Consider the following 20,153-nt stretch of genomic DNA (forward strand, 5'->3'; position numbering starts at 1 on the left):
CGTGCCGCGCGAGCGCGCTCACCGACCGCCCTCGGGGTCGATGCGCTCCAGTTCGCGGTCGATGTCGTCGTAGGTGACCTGGGGGCTCGTCCCCAGCAGCAGCGGCATCCCGGAGATCCGCGGGATCCCCAGGGCGTCGGGCAGATCCACGGTGGTCACCACGAGGTCGGCGTGGAAGTCGGAGGAGAGCAGGTCCATGACCGTCGCCTGGACGACGGTGACCCGTCGGCCGCGGGAGGCGATGTGTTCGCGCACCTGCTCCGCGATGAGCGCGGAGGTCGCGATCCCGGCTCCGCACACGATGGCGATGGTGAGCATTCGGACTCCTGGGACGGGAAGGGGAGGGAGGGCGCGCCCACGGCGACGGCGCAGTGCGCGCGCCGGGACGTCGACCCGTCGATTCTGTCACGTCGAGCCCGGTCGGGGCGCACCCGAGGTCCCGTGGGCCGCCCTCGGCGGCGAGATCGGGGGAGGTCGGCGTCCACGATGCCGGCGTGACCGGTGCTCCGCTGCGGCCGAGCGCGCCGCGACCGCCGGAGCGGGCGGGCCCGCGGCGCGGTGCGGTCGTCGCACCGGGTCTCTCAGGAGGCGAGGACCTCGTCGAGGATGGTCTCGGCCTCGGCCTCGTCGGTCTTCTCCGCGAGCGCGAGCTCGGAGACGAGGATCTGCCGCGCCTTGGCGAGCATCCGCTTCTCCCCGGCCGAGAGGCCGCGGTCCTGGTCGCGGCGCCACAGGTCGCGCACGACCTCGGCGACCTTCTTGACGTTACCCGAGGCGAGCTTCTCCACGTTGGCCTTGTAGCGGCGGGACCAGTTCGTCGGCTCCTCCGTGTACGGCTGGCGGAGCACCTCGAAGACCTCGTCCAGGCCCTCCTTGTCCACGACGTCGCGGACGCCGACGAGGTCGACGTTGTCGGCGGGGACCTCGATCGTGAGATCGCCCTGGGCGACCTTGAGCTTGAGGTAGGTGCGGTCCTCGCCCTTGATGGTGCGGGTCTTGACCTCCTCGATGAGTGCGGCACCGTGGTGCGGGTAGACGACGGTCTCGCCGACAGCGAAGTTCATGTGGTGGTCCCCTTTCCGGCGCTCATCCTACCACCCGGCGTGTGCGGTGAAATGCCCTCCGACCAGCGTCGACCGTCGTCCGGGCCGGGGCTGCGGCGATCGCGGCCCCGCGGCGGACGCCCTGGCCGGACCCGCTTTTCGGGGCGCCGGGAGCGACGATCCCGGGCGGTCGCCGTGCCCGATGCGGACTGCCGCGGCGCGGCGGGACGGACCGGTCCGGCCCGCCCCGGAGCCGGCCGTTCCTGCGATGCGCTCCGCACCGGGGCGGAGTCCGCCACGAGCCCGGGGGTGGGGTACCCTGTGAGCGCTGTCCCCAGAACGTCCCCGCCGCCCTGCGGCATCGAACAGGAGCCCTCCGTGCGCCGTCCCCGCCGTCTCGCACTCTCCGCCGCCGCCCTGGGCCTCGCCCTCGCGGCGTCCGGCTGCACCTTCATGAGCCCGGTGCAGACCCATGACTTCTACCAGGCGGGCGACGGGACGAACGCGAACCTCGAGGTGGACGGGCAGTTCCACACCGGCGTGCGCAACGCGGTGCTCGTGCTCGACGAGGACGGGGGCGGCGCCCCCGTGTTCTCGGCGACCGTCGTGAACTACTCCGGCGAGCCGGCCACCGTGGATCTCCAGGCCGAGTCCCAGGGCTCCGCGCTCTTCTCGACCAGCGTCACGGTCCCTGCCCAGGGCACCGTCGAGCTCGGCCAGGAGGAGGGCCAGCAGCTCGTCGACGTCGGCGCGCTCGATGTGCAGCCCGGCACGATCCTCGACCTCACGGTCACCTCCGGGGACCAGTCCACGACGATCTCGCTGCCCACCCTCGAAACCTCCCTCAGCCACTACGGGCAGGACGAGCCCGCGGCGGGCTGACCCCGCCCGCGCGGCAGCCGACCGGAACCCGCCGCCCCCCGCTCACCACGACGAGCGCCCCGCAGCCAGGCTGCGGGGCGCTCGTCGTGGTTGGGGGCTGCCGGGCCGGGCTCAGCTGCCGGACTCGAACTTGTACCCCAGGCCACGCACGGTCACCAGGTGCACGGGATTGCGCGGGTCGTCCTCGATCTTCGCGCGCAGGCGCTTGACGTGGACGTCGAGGGTCTTCGTGTCGCCGACGTAGTTCGCGCCCCACACCCGGTCGATGAGCTGGCCGCGGGTGAGCACCCGGTCGACGTTGCGCAGCAGCATCTCCAGCAGCTCGAACTCCTTCAGCGGCAGCGCGACCTCCTCGCCGTGCACCCGCACCACGTGGCGCTCGACGTCCATCATGATGCCGCCGGCGGTCAGGGTCGTGTCCTCCTCCGCGTCGCCGGTGTCCTGGCCGCGGCGGAGCACGGCCTTGATCCGCGCGAGCAGCTCTCGCGAGGAGTAGGGCTTGGTGACGTAGTCGTCCGCGCCGAGCTCGAGCCCGAGCACCTTGTCGAACTCGTCGTCCTTGGCGGTGAGCATGATGACCGGGACCGAGGAGGTGCGGCGGATCTCCCGGCACACCTCGGTGCCGCTCATCCCCGGGAGCATGAGGTCCAGCAGCACCAGGTCCGCGCCGTGGGCGGAGAAGATGCGCAGGCCGTCGGTGCCGTTGTCCGCGACCGCGACCTCGTATCCCTCCTTCCGCAGCGAGTAGGACAGAGGGTCCGAGAACGACTCCTCGTCCTCCACGATCAGGATGCGTGTCATCTCAACTTCCCTTTCCTGAGGGTCGGTCGGAGGGCGCGGACGCCCCGTGGGGGTTCGCGGAGACCTCGAGCGTGCGCGAGCCGACGGTGATCGTCTCGGTGCGCCCCATCTCCGGAAGGCGCAGCGTGAAGGTCGAGCCCTGCCCCGGCATCGACCAGGCGGTCACCTCGCCGCCGTGGTCCGTCGCGATGTGCTTGACGATCGCGAGGCCCAGGCCGGAGCCGCCGGTGGCGCGCGAGCGGGCGCGGTCCACGCGGAAGAACCGCTCGAAGACCCGCTCCAGCTGGTCCTTCGCGATGCCGATGCCCTGATCCTTCACGGAGATCTCGACCATCCCGTCCTCATGGCGCACCGCGATGCCGACCCGCGTGCGCGCCTCCGAGTAGGCGATCGCGTTCGAGACCAGGTTGGACAGGGCAGTGATCAGCATCGCGGAGGAGCCGTAGACACGCAGCCCGCTGCTCCCGCCGACGCTCACCTCGATCTTCGAGCCGAGGGCGAAGTTGCGGTTCAGCGCCACGGCCTCCTCGACCACCTCGTCGACCTCGACCGGCTCGGCATCGGTGAGGGCGGAGCCGCCCTGGACGCGCGAGAGCTCGATGATCTCCTGCACCAGATGGGAGAGGCGCCGGGTCTCCGTCTGCATCCGCTCGGCGAAGCGGCGCACCGCATCGGGGTCCTCGGCCGCGTCCTCCATGGTCTCGGCCAGCAGGGTGATCGCGCCGACGGGGGTCTTCAGCTCATGGGACACGTTGGCGACGAAGTCACGCCTGGTCTCCTCGACCCGGACCGCGCGGGTGAGGTCGTCGGCCATCAGCAGCGCGCCGTGCTCGCCGAGCGCGCCGATGCGCACGTCGATCACCGCGTCGGTGTCCTCCTGCGCGGAGCGGCGCAGGGTCAGGCGCTCGTCGCGGAATCCGCCGTTGCGGCCGACGTCGGAGGCGAGCTCCATCAGCTGCGCGTTCGCCAGACGCGGGTAGTCGCCCTCCGCGGCGCGGACGATCCCGTAGGAGTAGGCCAGGGGTGAGGCGCGCAGCACGTCGCCTGCGGCGTCCAGCACCACATAGGCGGAGGAGAGGATCGCCAGCACCTCGGCGGCGGCCTCGGGCACCACCTCGTCGCGCACCGCGGGTGCCACGGCGCGGCGGCTCTCGGACCGGCGCAGCGCCGAGGTCGCGACGATGCCGATCACGAGGCCGATCGCCGCGGCGAGCAGGAGGAGGACGGACTGGGGCACGCGCACAGCCTAGGCCCCCGCGCGGCCCCGACCCCTCATCATGTCGCCCGACGGGACGGGAGCGGGCAGGAGTTCACGCAGGCTACGCTTCGAGTTCACCGGAGCACGGGTCGAGTTCACCCGGAGTTGCGAGGATCGGGGCGACGTCCCCATCAGACAGAGGAGCACACCCATGCGCGAGGCGTACCAGAGCGATCTGCGGCACATCGTCGACGACCTGCTGGACATGGCGGATCTGGTGAGCACGGCCCTCGCCGATGCGACCGCGGCCCTGCTCGAGGGCGATCTGGCGCTGGCCGAGCGGGTCATCACCGCGGACCCGCACATCGACGACCGCCACCTCGAGCTCGACGCGAAGGCGGTCGAGCTCCTGGCCCGACAGTCGCCCGTCGCGACCGATCTGCGGCTCCTGGTCGCCTCGCTGCGCATGAGCTCCTCGCTCGAGCGCATGGGCGACCTCGCCGCGCACATCGCGCTCATCGCCCGCCGCACCCATCCGCAGCCCGCGGTGCCCCAGCAGTTCCGCGAGCAGATCGCGCGGATGTCGCAGGTGGGGCTCGAGGCGCTGAAGGGCGCCTCCGAGGTGATCGCGCACCGCGACCTCGCCCTGGCCGCCCAGGTCGAGAAGGAGGACGACGAGCTGGATCAGCTCATGCTCGAGATCTCCCGCCGGATCTCGAGCGCCGAGGAGTGCACGTTCACCGCGGAGCAGGTCATCGACATGACGCTGCTGATCCGCTTCTACGAGCGGATCGGCGACCACGCCGTCTCCCTCGTGCGCCGCGTGGGCTTCCTGGTCACCGGCGATGCGATGGACACGCTCTCCGAAGGCGTGGACGTCCAGGAGTTCTGACGGGGCGCCCGGCTCAGACCGGGCGCCCGGCCTCAGCCGCGGTTCGGGCGGGGGCGGCGCGTCGTCAGACGCTCCGCACCCGCCTTCGCGCCGCGCTTGGCGGCCATGCGCAGGCCCTGCAGGACCACGCCGGAGATCGTCGCCCACAGCATCAGCTTCCACACGGGCTGATCGTCCTCGGGGTCCCGGATCGCCTGGATCTCGGCCTTGGACGCGCCGTCCTTCTTCAGCTGCTTGCGGCGGGCGGCGACGTCCTTCTGCGCGGCCTTCTGCGCCTTGGTGGTCGGCGCGTCCTCGCCGAACACGGCGCCCCAGCCGGCCTCGGCGGCCTTCGTGCCGAGGGACGCGGCGAGTACCCCTGCCACAGGGACGGCGATGCTCACGAGCGGATTGGCCACGGGTACCTCCAGGCGTCGGCGACGGTCTCTCGGACGGGGCGCTCAGTAGGCCCCGGCGTACTGAGCGTAATAGCTTCCCATGTCGTCCGTGCGCAGTGCCTCGCGCAGGACGTCCATCGCCTCCTCGTCCGTGGCGACCACGCTCGCACCGCCGCTGGTGGTGGTCGGGCCGCCGTGGGGGACCGAGAGGAAGTGGAGGTCGTCGCCCCGGACCGAGCGCAGCGAGAGCCCCAGCTTCGACATCTGCCCGGCGGTGAGGTCCTCGTCGGTGGTCAGGAACGGGGAGACGGACTCGATCGTGTCGGCGAGCCTGCGCGGGTCCGTGAGGGTGTCGGCGCTGATGAGCTTGTCCGCGATGCCCGCGAGCACCGCCTGCTGGTTGCGGTTGCGCTGGAAGTCGCCGTCGGCGAACTGCTTGCGCTGACGCACGAAGACCAGCGCCTCCTGGCCGTCCATCGACTGGGTGCCGGCGGTGAACTGCATCCCGTCGGCCTCGAAGTCCATCGGGACCTGCACGTCGATCCCGCCCAGCGTGTCGACGAGGCCCTCGATCCCCTCGAAGTCGATCAGGGCCACGTGGTCGATCGGCACGCCGGTGTAGTCCTCGACCGTCGCCACGGCCAGGGACGGGCCGCCGAAGGCGAGCGCCGCGTTGATGCGGTCCTTGCCGTGGCCGGGGATGTCGATGTAGAGATCGCGCGGGAAGGAGGTGACGTACACGCTCTCGTGGTCCTCGGGGATGTGCACGAGCATCATCACGTCCGAGCGCTGCCCGGTGACGCCCTCGGCGACGGCGTCCTCCTCGGAGCGCTTGTCGGAGCCGAGCAGGAGGATGTTCTCCCCGGTGCCGTCCTCGGGCCGCTCGCCGTCCGAGGCGCTCCGCGTGATCTGCACGACCGTGCGCTTCTCGTAGGAGCTGCGCAGCCCCTGGAGATAGCTGCCGACCACGATGCCGACACCGATCACGAGCACGGCCACGAGCCCGAGCGCGATGAGGGCGACGCGGCGTCCGCGCCGACGGCCCGGCTCCTCGGAGGCGTCGTCCTCCCAGTCGGCGGGCAGATCGACGTCGTCATTGCGGGTCATGGGCGGTTCCCCTCGTCCGGTGCCGCCGGAGCGGTCACAGCCTGCGGTAGGCGAGATCCCATATTAGGCGCCCGGCCTGCGTTCCCTTGCTCTCGAAGCTGGTCTTCACACGACCTTCGAACCGTGGTGCCCAGCCGGTGCGCGGCATCCCCTCCGGCACGGTGTCCGAGCTGACGCCCGTGGGGCGCGGACCGTCGGGATGGACGAGCTCGAGCTCCTCGCGCGCATCGAGCTCGCGGCGCATGTGATGGGCGTACTGCGCCCAGTCGGTGGCCAGGCGGAAGTGCCCGCCGGGGGCGAGCAACGGCAGCACCGCGTCCAGGAAGGGCGGGTTGATCAGACGCCGCTTGTGGTGGCGGGCCTTCGGCCAGGGATCGGCGAAGTACACCCACAGCTCGGAGATCGAGGCCGGCGGCAGCATCGACGGCAGCGCGCGCTGGGCGTCCAGCGGCAGCAGGCGGAGGTTGCGGGGGCGATCGGCCTTCTCGACCCGGCTGAGGGTCTGGGCGAGGCCGGGCAGGTACACCTCGACGCCCAGATGGTCGCGCTCAGGGTGGGCGCTCGCGGCGGCGACGATGTTCTCGCCCAGCCCGCTGCCCACCTCGACCACGAGCTCGGCGCGACGGCCGAACACCTCCTCGAGGTCCAGCCTCGCCCCGTCGGCGGGCAGGGTGTCGCGCTCGCCGCGCGGCGGGTCCAGCACGTACTCGTCGGACAGCCGGTCCCAGGCCTCGCGCCGCGAGGCGGTCAGGCGCTCTCCGCGACGCACGAAGGAGACGACGTCACGACGGGTCGTGCCGGGCGCCCGGCGCTCGGGATGCAGCGGCGGGGGAGTGGTGGCAGGAGGGGTCATCGACGCTCAGGAGACGCGACGGATCTCGTCGTCCTCGACGACGATCTCGACACCGGGCAGCTGGCGGGTCGCCGGGCCGACGAGCACCTCGCCGGTCGCGGCGTCGAAGCGCGAGCCGTGGCAGGGGCAGTCGAGCTCCTCCTCGTCCTGCCGCAGGGCGCAGCCGTTGTGGGTGCAGTAGCCGGAGTACGCCGTGAGGTCGTCGCCCGTGCCGCGCACCAGCAGCACGAAGGGCTGCTGGCCGCCGAAGTTCACGAGCGTCGAGGCGTTCTCGGGCACCTCGGACAGGGGGATCGCCCCGTCGTCAGCGCGCAGCGGCTCGGCGGTGCCGAATCCCTGGTCCTCCGGGGCGCAGGCCGCGAGGCCGCCGAGTCCGGCCGCGGTGGCGGGCAGCAGGAGGGCGTGGCGGCGTGAGAGGCAGGGACGTTCCATGACGTCAGGATAGTCAGCGGCGATGGGGGACAGGGCGCGAGGACGGGCCGGTGTGACCGCTTCGACCGCCGCGCCCGCGACGGGCGGGGACGAGTGCCGCCCGGCGGGGCCGGGGAGGATCAGACCTCGGCGGCCTCCGTCTCCGTGGGATCCCAGGTGAGGATGCCGCCCGCGCGCCAGCCGCGGTCGCGCACCGCGTCCAGCGCCTCCCGCCTCCGGGCCGGGGTGAGCCGGTCCAGGTACAGCACGCCCTCGAGATGATCGACCTCGTGCTGGAGCGCGCGGGCGAGCACGCCTCCCTCGTCCTCGACCACGACCTCCGCGCCGTCGAGATCGGTGCCCGTCACCCGCGCCCCGCGATGCCGTGCGGTGGGGAAGCCCTCGCCGGGCACCGAGAGGCAGCCCTCGAGCGTCTCCTCGTCCAGCGCGATCCCGCCGAAGCGCTCGAGCACCGGGTTGAGCACCACGCCCCGGCGCAGCGTGCCGCCCGCATCGGGGCAGGAGTACACGAACAGCCGCCAGCGCGAGCCGACCTGCGGGGCCGCCAGCCCGGCCCCGTTCGCGGCGTCGTTGGTCTCGAACATGTCGGCGACCAGGGTGCGCAGCTCGTCGGTGACCTCGCGGACGCGGCGGGTGCGCTGGGACAGGGCGCGGTGCCCGGCGATGGTGATCGGACGGACGGTCATGCGGAGGATCCTCCTCGGCTCGGCGGGTCTTCGGTGTGCTCCTGGGCGGGGATCTCCTGCGCCGGGAGCTCCTGCGCAGCGGCCTCCTCATCGGGAGGGCCGCTGGTCACGCGATGGCGGCGGGGCGGGTTCACCGCCAGGGGGTTCGCGGCCTCCACGATCCAGGGGCCGCGCTCCCGGCGCAGCGGCCGCCCGGTGCGGTTCGCCTCGGCCACTGCACGGCCGAGCTCCTCGGCCTCGTCCGCGTCGCGGGCCAGGAAGTCCAGCGTGTGGGTCGCGTGCGGGGCCAGGGCGATCACGTGCCAGGCCTCGAGCCCGCTCGCGATCTGCCGGGCGCGCAGGAACTCGGCATCCAGCGCGGCCCCCGTGATCACCACGATGTTCGCGATCCACATCAGCAGCAGGATCGCGATCAGGCCGTTCAGGGCGGTGAGGATCTCGGCGAAGCGGGTCGCGTAGACCAGCAGCTGCCCGGCGAACAGCGGGTGGCGAACAGGGTCAGCACGCTCAGCGTCGAGCCGAGGGTCATCAGCCGGTACCTCGGCAGGCGCACGTTGGGGAAGGAGTAGTAGGCCAGCGACACCCCGATGATCAGGATGACCAGCAGGATCGGCCACTTCACGACGTTCCAGGCGTGGAAGGCGATGATCGGGATCCCGATGAACTCGCCGATGCGCTGGCTCGCCTCGCCGCCCATGATGATCATGCCGATGGCCAGCAGCGCCACCGCGACGATCAGCACGGTCTCGCCGAACACGATCGTGCGGAACCACAGGAAGGGCCTGCCCTCCCGGGTGTCGTAGACGCGGTGCAGGGCGCGGTGGAAGGCGGCGACGCCGTTGGAGGCGGAGATCAGCGAGCCGAGCGTGCCCAGCAGCAGCCCCGGCAGCCCGCCGCCGGTCGAGGAGACCGCCTGGATCGCCCCGAGATAGGGGCGCGGATCCAGTGTCGGGAAGATCTCGGTGATCAGTCCCGAGAGGGCCGACAGCGTCTCCGCCTCGATCCCGATCAGCGACATCGTCGAGACCACGGCCACGGCGCCCGGGAACAGCGACAGCAGCAGGTAGAAGGTCATCGTCCCGGCCACGTCCCACACCTGGATGTCCAGCAGCCGCATCCGCACCCGGTTCAGGACGTGCAGCACGCTCAGCCGGGGGCGAGCGAGCTCGACCTGCGGACTGGGCCTGCGCGGGCGGGAGGTGGACACCGTGGGGCTGCTCCGGGGTTCGGGTCCCTGACCAGGGGGCGGGACGGGCGGCGGCCAGGACGGGGCGGGGCCGGACGGGCGCTGTGGAGCCTAGTCCACCGCCGGGCCCGGTCCCGCCGCGGCACCGTGCGGGTCAGCCCGCGTCGATGATGTCGTCGGGATCGGTGGCGACCGGGAACTCCCACGGGTCCTCGGGATCGCCCGGCACGAAGGAGGTCATGATCGAGCCGTCCGCGCGGACATCGCCCAGGCCGACGGGCCTGGACAGCACCGCATCGTCCAGCAGCGGGCCCTGGTCCTCGAGCGCGACGCGGACGCCCTCGGCGCTGACTCGCACCGTCCGGCCCCGCACCGAGACCTCGAGCTCCTCGCCGGTCTCGAGCGTGAAGGAGACCTCCTCCCGCACCAGGCGCACCCGGATCCGGGAGCCCCGGACGGTCAGCGGGAAGGACAGCTCGGGCCAGCCCGCCGGCAGGCGCGGGTCGAAGGAGATCCGCCCCTCCTCGTGGCGCATCCCGCCGAAGCCGTGCACGAGCGCGTTCCACACCCCGCCCGCGGAGGCGATGTGCACCCCGTCGGCCGTGTTCCCGTGGAGGTTCCCGAGGTCCACGTAGAGGCCGGCTCGGAAGTAGTCCAGCGCCGCCTTCTGGTGGCCGACCTCGGCGGCCATGATCGACTGCACCACCGCGGAGAGGGAGGAGTCGCCGGTGGTGATCGGGTCGTAGTACTCGAAGTCGGCGCGCTTCTCCTCGGCCGTGAACTCGGAGCCGCGCAGGAACTGCGCGAGCACCACGTCGGCCTGCTTGAGGACCTGGAAGCGGTAGATGACCAGCGGATGGAAGTTCAGCAGGAGGGGGAATGCCTCCGGCGGCGTGTTGGCCACGTCCCAGATCTCCCGCTCCAGGAAGCGGTCCTCCTGGAGGTGGATGCCGAGGGACTCGTCCTTGGCCACGAACATGCCGTCCGCGCAGGCCTCCCACTGGTCGAGCTCCATCTCGTCGAGCTCGAGCTCGACGCGCAGGGAGTCGTAGGCGGCCTGGTCCGCCGCGCGCAGCTCCCGCACCGCCCGCGCCGCGCGGCGCAGGTTGTAGCGGGCCATGACGTTGGTGAACAGGTTGTTGTTCACCACGGTGGTGTACTCGTCGGGACCGGTGACCCCGTTGATGTGGAAACTGGCCACGCCCGTGGCGGTCACCCGCCAGAACCCGAGATCGGCCCACATCCGGGCCGTCTCGACGAGCACGTGCACCCCGTCGCGGTGCTGGAAGTCGAGATCGCCGGTGACGTCGACGTACTGGCTGAAGGCGTAGGCGACGTCCGCGTCGATGTGGTACTGCGCCGTGCCGGCGGCGTAGTACGCCGAGGCCTCGTCGCCGTTGATCGTGCGCCACGGGAACAGCGCCCCGCGCTGGTTCAGCTCCCGCGCCCGCTCGCGCGCCTTGGGCAGCATCGCGGTGCGGAAGCGCAGCGCGTTGCGCGCCCAGCGCGGCTGGGTGAAGGTCAGGAAGGGGACGATGTAGATCTCGCTGTCCCAGAAGTAGTGCCCCTCGTAGCCCGAGCCGGTCACGCCCTTGGCGGGGATGCCCCACTGGTCGGAGCGGGCGGTCGCCTGGGCGAGCTGGAAGAGGCACCAGCGGGTGGCCTGCTGCGCGGCGGGCTGGCCCGGCAGCTGGACGTCCGAGCTCTCCCAGAAGTCCGCGAGGTACTCGCGCTGCGCGGCCAGGTGCGCCTCGAAGCCGTCGGCCCGCACCCGGTCCAGGGTGCGGCGGCAGCGGTCGAACAGCTCGCGGTGGGGCACCGAGCGGGAGGAGTGGTAGGCCACGGCCTTGCGCACCGTGAGCACCGCGCCCTCCTCGAGATGGGCGCGGGTGACCTGGCGGCCGTGATCGGCCGAGGTGTCGATGAGCAGCTCGGTCTCGGCGTCGGACTCGACCTCGTGGTCCGCGCCGACGGCGAGGGTCATCCTCGAGTGCGCCACCCGGTAGCCCAGCAGCATGCGGCGCTCGCTGTGCCAGTCCTGCATCGGCTCGAGCACCCGGTGGGTGAAGGCGGTGGTCTGGCGCGGATCGCTCTTGTCGGTGACGGGTCCGCCGTCGACGCCCTTGCCGAAGTCGTCGCGGTAGTCCTCGCGGTTCACGATCTGGGAGGAGATCGCGAGCGGGGCGGAGCCCTCGAGCATCTCGACCCGCATCGACATCAGCGCCAGGTGCCGCTGGGAGAAGGAGATCATGCGGGCGGTGGAGACCTTCACGCGCTTCCCGGCGGGGGTGCGCCAGATCAGCTCGCGCCGCAGCACGCCCTCGCGGAAGTCGATCCAGCGCTCGTACTCCTCGAGGTCCGCGATCGACAGCAGCAGCGGCTCGTCGTCGATGTACAGCTTCATCGCCGAGGAGTCCGGCACCGAGATCATGGTCTGCCCGGTGCGGGCGAAGCCGAAGGCGGACTCGGCGTGGTTGATCTCCCAGGTCTCGTGGAAGCCGTTGAGGAAGGTGCCGTGGCTGTGCGCGTCCCGCCCCTCCTCGGGCGTGCCGCGCATGCCGAGATAGCCGTTGGCGACGGCGAACAGCGTCTCCAGGTGGCCGAGGTCGCCGCCCGGACGGGACTCGACCAGGCGCCACTCGTCCACCGGCAGCCGCGTGCGGTCCACCGGGTCCTCGGGCAGCGAGCGCAGACGCGTCATGCCAGCTCCTCCAGATCGGCGACGACGAGGCTCGCGCCCGCGGCGGCGAGCTCCTCGCGCCCCGCCCCCCGGTCCACGCCGACCACGGCGCCGAAACCACCGGCCGCACCGGCCGCGACGCCCGAGACCGCGTCCTCGTAGACCGCCGCGTCGGCCGGCTCGACGCCCAGCAGGGCGGCGGCGCGCAGGAAGGTGTCCGGGGCGGGTTTGCCCGGCAGGTGCTCGGCGGCGGCGACGTTCCCGTCCACGACGTGCTCGAAGCGCTCGCGCAGCCCGGCCGCGCGCAGCACCTCCTCGGCGTTGCGGGAGGAGGAGACGATCGCCAGGCGAGCCCGCGCGCCGAGGGAGTCCAGATAGGCGACGGTCCCCGGATAGGCGCTCACGCCGTCGCGCCGCAGCAGCTCGAGCACCAGGTCGTTCTTGCGGTTCCCGAGGCCGCGGACCGTCTCCGCGCCGGCGGGCTGGTCGGCGGGATCGACGTCCTCGCCCTCGGGCACCTCGAGGCCCCGGGAGGCCAGGACGGCACGGACACCGTCGTAGCGGGGACGGCCGTCGACGTGCTCGAAGTAGTCCGCCTCGGTGTACGGCGCCGCGACGCCGCGGGAGGTGAGGAACTCCTCGAACATCGTCGCCCAGGCGCGCATGTGCACCTCGGCGGTCGGCGTCACCACCCCGTCGAGATCGAAGAGATGGGCCGTGAGATCTGCTGGTGAGAGGGTTCGCGCTGAAGTCACGACGGCCATGCTACGGGCCGCCGCCGTGGGCTACGCTGCAATCGTCCGCGCCCGCGCGTGCGCGCCGGTGCGGAGCGGCTCGAGACCCTCCCGAGGAGAAGATGACTGGCACCGAGTCGCTGCCCGCCCTGGAGGCGGTGCGGCGTGAGCTCGAGATCGACGAGCAGGCCCGCGGCGGCACCCCGCAGGTGCGGGCGGTGCTCACCCTGACCACCAACCTCGATCTCGCCCCGGCCCGGCTGTGGCCGCTGCTGACCCGGACCGAGGAGCTCGCCGGATGGTTCGGCGCGGTCGAGGGGGAGCTCGCCGAGGGCGGGCGCTTCACCGCCCCGGACGGGGTGAGCGGGACGGTGCTGGAGGCGGAGGAGCCCCATCGGCTCTCCCTCGTGTGGGAGCAGGGCGGTGGGGAGGACCTGCTGCTGATCCGACTGGACCCGGAGGACGACGGCACGACGCTGCTGACGCTGCGGCACACGGCGCTGGTGCCGCGCGAGCGCTTCGACCGGGGCGGCCCGGGCGATGTCGCGCTCGCCTGGGAGCTGGCCCTGCTCGCGCTGGCCGCGCGCACCGGCGGCTGGCGCTCGGGATGCCAGATCCAGGCACCCGTGCCCGGACCCGCCTGGCGACGGAGCGAGGAGGGGAGACGCTACCTCCGGGCCTGGTCGGTGCGCTGGGCGGCCGCGGCCGTCGCCGCCGGGATGGACGAGGGCGCTGCCCGGCGCGCCGAGGCGGAGTCCCTGCGGACCCAGCTGGAGACCTGAGCCCGACGGATGCCGGGCCGCAGGTCGGCTCTGCGGGAGCCCGAGCGGACGGGCCCGTCCCGACCCCCGGAACTCTTTGCCCCGGCTCACGACCCGGTGCCACACTCGAGCGGTGACCTCTCGCGCGCCCGGCCCCACCTCCCGGGACGGACGCTCACCCGCAGCGGTGCTGCGGGGCCTGGTCCCCTCGGTCTACGCCCCGAGCCTGCTGGAGTTCGTGGGCCTCGCCGCGCTGATGCCGGTGATCCCGCTGCTGGCCCGCGACCTCGGGTTCAGCGTCCCGCAGGCCGCGGCGCTGTCGACCATCTTCGGGATCACCTCCTTCCTCGGGCCGATCCCGGCCGGGCGGCTGATCTCCCGCATCGGCGCCCGCGCGGCGCTGGTGAGCACGGGCTGCCTGCTGGTGGCCTCGAACCTCCTCGCCTTCGTGCTCATCGCCCCGGCGCTCGGCGGGGACGGAGACCTCCTCCACCGCATCGCGCTCGTGGTGCTGCTGCTGGTGATGGCCTCGAGCACGCAGGTGTGGCAGCTGGGCCGGCAGTCCTATCTCGGCACCGCCCTGCCCGCGGCGATGCGGGCGCGGGGGATGACGCTCTTCGGCGGCGTGATCCGGGTGGGCGAGGTGATCGGCCCGCTCATGGGGGCGCTCGTGATGGCGGCCGGCTCGATGGCCGGGGTGTTCGTGCTGTTCGCGCTCACCGCCGCGGCGGGCACGGTGATGGTCGCGGTGTTCCTGCCGCCGGGGGAGTCGCGGCCCGAGCGGACGGTGCGCCGACGGGACCGGGCCCCGGCCAGCCGGGCGCGGGTGCGGCTGGACCGCGCGGTGCTGCGTCGGATGGTCGCCGTCGGACTCGGGATCGCCCCGGTGATGATGGCGCGGGTGAACCGCCCCGTGATCGTGCCGCTGCTGGGGGATGCGCTGGGACTGGACCCGGTGTGGATCTCCGTGGTCTTCGGGGTCTCGGCGGCGCTCGAGATCCTGCTGGTGCTCCCCGCCGGGACGCTGATGGACCGGTACGGCCGCGCCGCGGTGGCCGTCCCCTGCGCGCTGGTGATGGGGGCGGGCTTCCTGCTGCTGTCCGTGCTCGGCACGGTCCTGGACGGGCGGGGCAGCGCCGCGGCGATCCTCGCGCTGCTGCTGCCGAGCCTGCTGATCGGCATCGGCAACGGGCTCGGTTCGGGGATCGTGATGACCCTCGGGATCGACGTCTCCCCGGTGCACGGGCGCACCCGCTACCTGGCCTGGTGGAACACGATGCTCGGTGCGGGACGGCTCGCCGCCCCGCTCGTCGTCACCGCGATCACGCTCGTCGCCCCGGTGGCGGTCGCCGGCGCGGCCACCGGCGCCCTCTGCGTCGTGGGCGGGACGTGGCTCGCACGCACGCTGCCCCGCGTCACACCGTCCGGAGGGACCCGGAGGCGCTGACACGGGGCGACGTGGGAGGGGCGGCGCCGCACGGCGGGGCGCCGCGGGATGGATCAGGCGGCGGCGTCGACCAGGGCGCCCTCGGCGGTGGTCTGCAGCAGTGCCGCGGCCTCCTCCCGGTCGACGGCGCGGGCGATCGCGATCTCCGAGGCCAGCGGGTCGATGGCCTGCTTGAGCAGGTTCCGCTCGGCGAGGGAGGACGGGGTGCCGCCCGAGTCGCGCATGATCGCGCGGATGACCTCGATGCGGTCGGTGAGACGACCGGTCTGGAGCTGCATCTGCAGCGACTTGATGCGGTGGGCCCAGGACGCCTTCTTCTCGGGCGCGGTGATGGGCTCGGCGAGCTGGGCGATCAGCTCGTCGATCTCCTTCGTGCCGAGCACGGGGCGCAGACCGACGACGTCCTTGCCGTCCGCCGGGACGGAGATCCGCATCTCGTCGCCGATGACCTCCAGGTCCACGTACTCGCGCTCCTCACCCCGGACCGTGCGGGTCAGGGTCGACACGATGCGCACCGGCCCGTGGACGGGATGGGTGAGCACCTTGCCGATCTTCGTGGCGGTGGAGTCGCTGGACGCAGTGGCAACGGACAAGGGATTCCTCCTCGATGGACCTGTGCGCCGGCGGTACCGCGGCCCTGGTGGGGTCGAGGCGGCCGCCCGCCGCCTCGACGTGACCCGTGCAGGGCCGGTGCGTGAGGGGGACGGGAGCGGCTCGAGCCCCGCTCGACCTGCAGGGACAGGGTGGCGGGGCCTACGACAGCGCCTGTCCATGATCTCACGGATCTGACAAGTTATCCAGGCCCTGACGTTTCCGAGTGGATCACATCGGACAGGTCGCGACGATCGTCGGGGGCAGGGCGCGGCGCGATGGGATGGAATGGGGGGCATGCCCTCCGCGTGCTCGCCGACCTCCCCGCCGCAGCGCACGCCGGAGGTCGTCGTCTTCGACCGGGTCGGGGTGCTGCGGGAGGGGAGCGTGCTGCTGCTCGAGGCGAGCGGCGTCGTGGGCGCGGGGCAGACGCTCGCCGTCACCGGCCCCAACGGCAGCGGCAAGACGACGCTGCTGCGCGTGCTCGCCGGCCTCCTCCCGCCGACGGCGGGCCGGGTGCGCATCGCGGGTCGCCGTCCCGACGATCGCGACCCCGCCTTCCGGGCGGCCCTCGCCGCCCTGATCGGCCCGGCGCAGACCGCTCGTGACCTCACCGTGCTGGAGCACCTCCAGTTCGTGGGGGCGACCTGGGGCAGCGGGGCCCGCGCCGCTCGCGAGCAGGGTCGCGCCCTCCTCGAGGAGCTGCGCATCCTCCCTCTCGCGGGCCGCTTCCCCCACGAGCTCTCCAGCGGCCAGACCCAGCTGGTCTCCCTCGCCCTCACGCTCTCCCGGCCCAGCGCCGTGCTGCTCCTGGACGAGCCCGAGCAGCGGCTGGACCCCGACCGGCTCGCACTCGTGATCGAGGCGCTGCGGGCCCGGGCCCGTGCGGGGACCGCGCTCGTGCTGGCCAGCCACAGCCCGCTCCTCGTGGAGGAGCTCGCCGATCAGCGGCTCGAGCTCGAGGAGCCGTGGTGAACGCCTCCCTCGCGCCCGTCCGCGAGGTGTGGGCCCAGCGGGCCCGCGCCCGCTCCCGCACGGACCTCCTCTACCTCCTCTACCTCGCGGGGCTGACAGCCGTCGTGCTCGGCCTGCCGGCCCTGATCTGGGCGGGCCGGCTGCTGGCCCGCCCCGACGTGCTGGCCCTGCTGGGGCGGGAGGAGGCCGTGCCGGCGGTCGTGGCGCTCGCCCTCGCCGTCGCCGCGACCCTCGTCGGCCTCGGCGGGGTGCGGGGGCCCGCCCTGCTCCCGCCGTTCTTCACCGCGACCCTGGCCTCGGGCCCCCTGCCCCGGGGCGTCGTGCTGCGGCGCCCCTTCGCGCGCGCCCTGCTGCTGCCGCTCAGCGCGGCCGTGCTGCCGTCCGCGCTCGTGGCCGCGACGCTGCTCGCGGCCGGGAAGGCGGGGCCCGACTCGGCGACGTCGCTGGTCCTCGCCGGGATCGGCCTCGGGCTGCTGTGGGGCGGCGCCTGGTGCGCCGGGCAGCTGCTGCGCCGGACGGGCCGGCGCCTCGCCGTCCTGCTGCTCGGCCTCGCGGCGGCGTGCACGGCCCTGACGGCGCTGCTCGCCGGGGGAGAGCCGCGCGAACCGAGCGGCAGGGTGGCGGCCGGACCCGCGGAGGGCGTCGTCGGCGGGCTCTCGGCGGTGCCGGGAGGGGCCTGGGCGGCGGGCCTCGTCGTGTCGGGGGCGGTCGTCGTCGTGCTGTGCACGACCCTGCTGGGACGGCTGAGGGGCACGGAGCTCGCCGCGCAGGCCGCCCGCTGGGAGGCCGCGACCACGGCCGCGTCGACGACGGACCTCGCCGGGGCGGCCGGTGCCTTCCGCGCCGTGCCCACGGCCGCGCGAGGCCTGGCGGCGATCGGCCCCGGCCCGCTGGTGCTGCTGTACGCGCGACGGGACGCCGTCGCCTGGCTGCGCACCCCGGACCGCTGCGCGGGTGGAGCCCTCGGCGCGCTCCTCGGCGCCGCAGCGCTGGGCGGTGCCGTGCTGCTGCAGGGTCCGGCCGCCTGGGCGCTGCTGGTCCTGGGTGCGCTCCTGCTGCGGGCCGGTGCGGGCGCCTTCGTCGACGGGATCCGCCACGGCGTGCACACCCTCGGTGCTCCGCCGCTGCTGGGTCAGCGCGCCGCGACGCAGCTGCTCCTGCACGCCGTCGCGCCGCTGCTGCTCCTGGCGGTCCTCGGTGCGCTGGGCGGTTTCGCGGCCGTCCTCGTCGGCGGGGGCGGCGCCGGGGCGGACCCGGTGCTGCTGCCCGTCGCGACCGCCGCCGTGGTCCTCGCCGCACGGGTCTGGGAGGCGGCCAAGGGCACGATGCCGCTGTCGCTGGCCACCCCGATCCCGACCCCGCAGGGGGACCTGTCGGTGCTGGTCATGCTCGCCTGGCAGGCCGACTCCGTGATCGCACCGCTGCTGGGGGCGGCCCTGCTGCTGCTCGTGCTGCCGCTCGGCCCCGCGGCACTGCTGGGCGCCGCGGCCGCGACGGTCGCCGTGCTCGTGCTGCTGACCCGCGGACGCCTGCAGGACCTGCAGGCCTGAGCGGAGGAGACCCGTGATGGACATCCGCACCACGTCGAACCCCGTCATCCGCTGGGCGGGCCGACGCCTGCACGCGCTGAACGCCCGCCACCCCTGGGACCACAACGCGCACTTCCACCGCTGGATCCTGCGCTCGCTGCCGGCGGGGAGATCGCGCATGCTCGACGTCGGCTGCGGGCGCGGCGACCTCGTGCGCGCCCTCGCAGCGACCGGCGCGCGGGTGGACGGCATCGACCCGGACCCGGGCATCGCGCTCGCCGCCGCCGAGCGGTGCCGGGACCTCGCCGGCGTCACGATCCGGCGCCGCGGCCTCGCCGAGCATCCGCGGCCCGTCCGAGACCCGGTCCCGGGGCCGACGATCCCGGTGCGGGACCCGGCATGGTCCGTCGGCGAGCTGCGCGAGAGGGCCCGCGAGGTGCTGCCCGGTGCGGTGCTGCACCGCCGCGAGGGCTTCCGCGCCACGCTGCGCTGGCAGAAGCCCGACCGGGAGGGGAAGACCGGCTGAGGGCCGCCCGTCCGGGAGCCGATCTCCCGGGCGAGGGCTCAGGCGCGGTGCGCCGCGATGACCTCCCCGAGCCGGGCCACGGCGTCCTCGATCACGGCGGGGGAGTGGGTGACGAAGCTCAGCCGCATCGTGGAGCGGTCCGCATGGTCGGCGAAGAACGACCAGCCGGGCAGATAGGCGACCCCGGCCTCGACCGCCGCGGCGAGCATCTCCTGCGCGTCGTAGCCCTCGCCGAGCGCCGCCCACAGGAACATCCCGCCCTCGGGACGGGTCACGTGCGCGCCCGCCGGCAGCACGGGCGCGATCGCGGCGGACATCGCGTCCCGCCGCTCGCGGTAGACGGCGCTGACCCTCGCGACGTGCGCGTCGAGATCCACGGTCTCCAGGTAGCGGGCCACCATCAGCTGGTCCACCACGGAGGACTGCATCGAGATCGCGGCCTTCGCCACCGCCAGTGTGTCCAGCACCGGGCCCTCCGCGCGCATCCAGCCGATCCGCACCCCCGGGCTCATCAGCTTGCTCATCGAGTTCAGCAGGATGGTCCGCTCGCCCATGCCGGGCAGGGCGGCGATCGGCGCCCAGGTGTGCCCGGTGAAGCTCAGCGCCCCGTAGGGGTCGTCCTCGACCAGCGGCACATCGGTGCGCGCGAGCACCTCGGCCACCGCCTGCCGACGCTCGACGGGCATGGTCCGCCCCGTCGGGTTCTGGAAGGTGGGGATCAGGTACACCATCCGCGGATGGTGGGTGCGGATCGCCTCCTCGAGCGCCTCCGGGATCACCCCGTCGTCGTCGGTGTCCACGCCGATCATCCGGGCGCCGTGCACGGAGAAGGCCTGCACGGCGGCGAGATAGGTGGGGGACTCCACGAGCACCACGTCGCCCGGCTCCAGCAGCGCCTGCGCGAGGACGAACAGACCCTCCTGCGAGCCGGAGGTGACCCGGATCTGGGAGGCGTCGGTGGGCAGGTCGCGGGAGACGCGCCGTGCCGCCTGCTCGCGCAGCTCGAGCTCCCCCTCGCTGACCCCGTACTGCAGGGCGCGGTGGCCCTGGTGGGCGAGCACCCAGTCGTAGCAGGCGGTGACGTCCTCGAGCGCGAACAGCTCCGGGTCCGGGATGCCGCCGGCGAAGGAGACCACGTCCTCGCGGGCGGCGAGGGCGAAGATGTCCTTGAGCGGGGAGGACTCCATGCCGGCGTAGCGCGCGGCGACGGGGAAGCGGAACGGTGCGGCGGACGGGGGCGTGGTCATCGCCCCATCGTGTCACGCAGGTGGGGCGAGGTCCGGCAGCGGCGCCGTGACATCCGCCCGCCCCGACCAGGTGCCTCGGCATGCTGCGTTCCGGCATCGCAGCCCCGCGCGGGCTGGCATCCCGTGCCGGTGGCAGGGACACTGGCGGGATGATCGGCACCGGCGACGACGCGACGACGGCGCGGCTGCGCGCCGCGGGCTGCGTC

General features: G+C 73.4%; 22 protein-coding genes. 7 read left to right on the forward strand and 15 right to left on the reverse strand.

Annotated elements, in window-relative coordinates; all coding sequences use genetic code 11:
- Positions 1-18: 18 nt before the first annotated feature.
- Positions 19-318: a PTS sugar transporter subunit IIB gene (locus tag D1648_RS05470; protein WP_122939784.1), complete on the reverse strand. Its 300-nt coding sequence runs from the start codon at positions 316-318 to the stop codon at positions 19-21.
- Positions 319-581: 263 nt separating this feature from the next.
- Positions 582-1,064: a CarD family transcriptional regulator gene (locus tag D1648_RS05475; RefSeq protein WP_010551260.1), complete on the reverse strand. Its 483-nt coding sequence runs from the start codon at positions 1,062-1,064 to the stop codon at positions 582-584.
- Between the two features lie 357 nt (positions 1,065-1,421).
- On the opposite strand from D1648_RS05475, the gene D1648_RS05480 reads away from it, so the two are divergent.
- A complete protein-coding gene (locus tag D1648_RS05480) occupies positions 1,422-1,925 on the forward strand; it encodes a hypothetical protein (protein ID WP_122939785.1) in 504 nt (167 codons plus the stop codon).
- A gap of 111 nt (positions 1,926-2,036) precedes the next feature.
- Here the strand turns inward: D1648_RS05480 and D1648_RS05485 are convergent, their stop codons facing one another.
- Positions 2,037-2,726 (reverse strand): response regulator transcription factor, encoded by a 690-nt coding sequence (locus D1648_RS05485; protein WP_122939786.1) that lies wholly within the window; start codon positions 2,724-2,726, stop codon positions 2,037-2,039.
- 1 nt (position 2,727) lies between these two features.
- Positions 2,728-3,963, reverse strand: coding sequence for a cell wall metabolism sensor histidine kinase WalK (locus tag D1648_RS05490; protein WP_122940269.1), 1,236 nt, complete (start codon positions 3,961-3,963; stop codon positions 2,728-2,730).
- A gap of 172 nt (positions 3,964-4,135) precedes the next feature.
- On the opposite strand from D1648_RS05490, the gene phoU reads away from it, so the two are divergent.
- Complete coding sequence (phoU, locus tag D1648_RS05495) at positions 4,136-4,816, forward strand: phosphate signaling complex protein PhoU (protein WP_122939787.1); 681 nt, start codon at positions 4,136-4,138, stop codon at positions 4,814-4,816.
- Between the two features lie 32 nt (positions 4,817-4,848).
- Here phoU and D1648_RS05500 read toward each other — a convergent pair whose 3' ends face one another.
- The 9 genes from D1648_RS05500 to D1648_RS05535 form a co-directional block, all read right to left on the reverse strand.
- The gene (locus D1648_RS05500; protein ID WP_122939788.1) at positions 4,849-5,214 is read right to left on the reverse strand and encodes a DUF4235 domain-containing protein; all 366 of its coding nucleotides are present in this window, start codon (positions 5,212-5,214) and stop codon (positions 4,849-4,851) included.
- A 42-nt stretch (positions 5,215-5,256) separates the two neighbouring features.
- A complete protein-coding gene (locus D1648_RS05505; RefSeq protein WP_122939789.1) occupies positions 5,257-6,300 on the reverse strand; it encodes an LCP family protein in 1,044 nt (347 codons plus the stop codon).
- A 34-nt stretch (positions 6,301-6,334) separates the two neighbouring features.
- On the reverse strand, positions 6,335-7,153 hold the full coding sequence (gene trmB / locus D1648_RS05510) for a tRNA (guanosine(46)-N7)-methyltransferase TrmB (protein ID WP_122939790.1): 819 nt from the start codon (positions 7,151-7,153) through the stop codon (positions 6,335-6,337).
- Between the two features lie 6 nt (positions 7,154-7,159).
- Positions 7,160-7,585, reverse strand: a complete 426-nt coding sequence (locus D1648_RS05515) for a ubiquinol-cytochrome c reductase iron-sulfur subunit (RefSeq protein WP_122939791.1) — start codon at positions 7,583-7,585, stop codon at positions 7,160-7,162.
- 119 nt (positions 7,586-7,704) lie between these two features.
- Positions 7,705-8,271, reverse strand: coding sequence for a peptide deformylase (def, locus tag D1648_RS05520; RefSeq protein ID WP_122939792.1), 567 nt, complete (start codon positions 8,269-8,271; stop codon positions 7,705-7,707).
- Positions 8,268-8,666, reverse strand: a complete 399-nt coding sequence (locus tag D1648_RS18125; protein WP_241155362.1) for a hypothetical protein — start codon at positions 8,664-8,666, stop codon at positions 8,268-8,270. The genes def and D1648_RS18125 overlap by 4 nt, the downstream gene beginning before the upstream one ends.
- Before the next feature lie 26 nt (positions 8,667-8,692).
- Positions 8,693-9,478, reverse strand: coding sequence for a YihY/virulence factor BrkB family protein (locus tag D1648_RS05525; RefSeq protein ID WP_241155363.1), 786 nt, complete (start codon positions 9,476-9,478; stop codon positions 8,693-8,695).
- 133 nt (positions 9,479-9,611) lie between these two features.
- On the reverse strand, positions 9,612-12,158 hold the full coding sequence (locus tag D1648_RS05530) for a glycoside hydrolase family 65 protein (RefSeq protein WP_122939793.1): 2,547 nt from the start codon (positions 12,156-12,158) through the stop codon (positions 9,612-9,614).
- A complete protein-coding gene (locus D1648_RS05535; RefSeq protein ID WP_122939794.1) occupies positions 12,155-12,901 on the reverse strand; it encodes a beta-phosphoglucomutase family hydrolase in 747 nt (248 codons plus the stop codon). The genes D1648_RS05530 and D1648_RS05535 overlap by 4 nt, the downstream gene beginning before the upstream one ends.
- Positions 12,902-12,993: 92 nt before the next feature.
- Here D1648_RS05535 and D1648_RS05540 point away from each other — a divergent pair, with 92 nt between their 5' ends.
- Positions 12,994-13,653: an SRPBCC domain-containing protein gene (locus tag D1648_RS05540; protein WP_122939795.1), complete on the forward strand. Its 660-nt coding sequence runs from the start codon at positions 12,994-12,996 to the stop codon at positions 13,651-13,653.
- Positions 13,654-13,765: 112 nt separating this feature from the next.
- Positions 13,766-15,079 carry an MFS transporter gene (locus D1648_RS05545; RefSeq protein ID WP_122939796.1) on the forward strand — a complete coding sequence of 438 codons (1,314 nt, stop codon included), beginning with the start codon at positions 13,766-13,768 and terminating at the stop codon, positions 15,077-15,079.
- A 53-nt stretch (positions 15,080-15,132) separates the two neighbouring features.
- Here the strand turns inward: D1648_RS05545 and D1648_RS05550 are convergent, their stop codons facing one another.
- Positions 15,133-15,672 (reverse strand): CarD family transcriptional regulator, encoded by a 540-nt coding sequence (locus D1648_RS05550; protein WP_122939797.1) that lies wholly within the window; start codon positions 15,670-15,672, stop codon positions 15,133-15,135.
- Positions 15,673-15,967: 295 nt separating this feature from the next.
- On the opposite strand from D1648_RS05550, the gene D1648_RS05555 reads away from it, so the two are divergent.
- From D1648_RS05555 to D1648_RS05565, 3 genes are read left to right on the forward strand one after another with little or no spacing between them, the layout of a single operon-like run.
- The gene (locus D1648_RS05555; RefSeq protein WP_122939798.1) at positions 15,968-16,645 is read left to right on the forward strand and encodes an ABC transporter ATP-binding protein; all 678 of its coding nucleotides are present in this window, start codon (positions 15,968-15,970) and stop codon (positions 16,643-16,645) included.
- Complete coding sequence (locus tag D1648_RS05560) at positions 16,642-18,195, forward strand: hypothetical protein (RefSeq protein ID WP_122939799.1); 1,554 nt, start codon at positions 16,642-16,644, stop codon at positions 18,193-18,195. Before D1648_RS05555 ends, D1648_RS05560 begins: the two co-directional genes overlap by 4 nt.
- Positions 18,196-18,211: 16 nt before the next feature.
- On the forward strand, positions 18,212-18,700 hold the full coding sequence (locus D1648_RS05565) for a bifunctional 2-polyprenyl-6-hydroxyphenol methylase/3-demethylubiquinol 3-O-methyltransferase UbiG (protein ID WP_122939800.1): 489 nt from the start codon (positions 18,212-18,214) through the stop codon (positions 18,698-18,700).
- 38 nt (positions 18,701-18,738) lie between these two features.
- On the opposite strand, the gene D1648_RS05570 is transcribed toward D1648_RS05565, so the two are convergent.
- The gene (locus tag D1648_RS05570) at positions 18,739-19,947 is read right to left on the reverse strand and encodes a PLP-dependent aminotransferase family protein (RefSeq protein WP_122939801.1); all 1,209 of its coding nucleotides are present in this window, start codon (positions 19,945-19,947) and stop codon (positions 18,739-18,741) included.
- Positions 19,948-20,153 lie beyond the last annotated feature (206 nt).

This window comes from Brachybacterium sp. EE-P12 (assembly GCF_003711805.1).
GTDB lineage: Bacteria > Actinomycetota > Actinomycetes > Actinomycetales > Dermabacteraceae > Brachybacterium.